Below are 512 nucleotides of genomic sequence, written 5' to 3'. Positions count from 1 at the left end.
ATCATTCGAAAGTGATAATGTCTTAGCTAGGTCGAATGTGAAAATGTCCCGTCTGTTAAACTAGAAAGATGAGGAAAATAGAACTAACTATGATAGAGTCAAAGAAATACCTAGTCATCAAAGCTGTTTGTGAGGGTAAAAAACAGAAAAACAGGGCTTGTGTAGAATTAGGGTTAAGCAAAAGGCAGGTGAACCGATTGATACTAGCCTATCGAGAGAAAGGAAAGTCAGCTTTCGTTCATGGTAATAGATCAAAAAGACCAACTCATGCCATGTCTTTAGAAACAAAGAGAAGGATTATCGAGAAATATCAACGTTACGGTGTTTTAAGACCAAATGTTGTTCATTTCTGCGAACTACTAGCGGAAGAAGAAAACATCGCCTATTCAGATACAACTGTTAGAAAACTACTCTACCAAGCAGGGTTTCTATCTCCAAAGACACAACGAGCAACGAAAAGACGATTGAAACAAGAAGCCAAACAAAAGAAAAAGGAGGCAGAAAAAAGAGGA

1 protein-coding gene is annotated in these 512 nt (G+C 37.7%); it reads left to right on the top strand.

Annotation, left to right across the window (positions count from 1 at the left end):
* Positions 1–89: 89 nt before the first annotated feature.
* A partial coding sequence (locus SCSH_RS10795; protein WP_152972565.1) for a helix-turn-helix domain-containing protein occupies positions 90–512 on the top strand: 423 nt, incomplete at its 3' end.

It is taken from the genome of Streptococcus orisasini (genome assembly GCF_001431045.1).
GTDB classification, from domain to species: Bacteria; Bacillota; Bacilli; order Lactobacillales; family Streptococcaceae; genus Streptococcus; species Streptococcus orisasini.
This window is presented reverse-complemented; position numbering and strand designations above follow the sequence as displayed.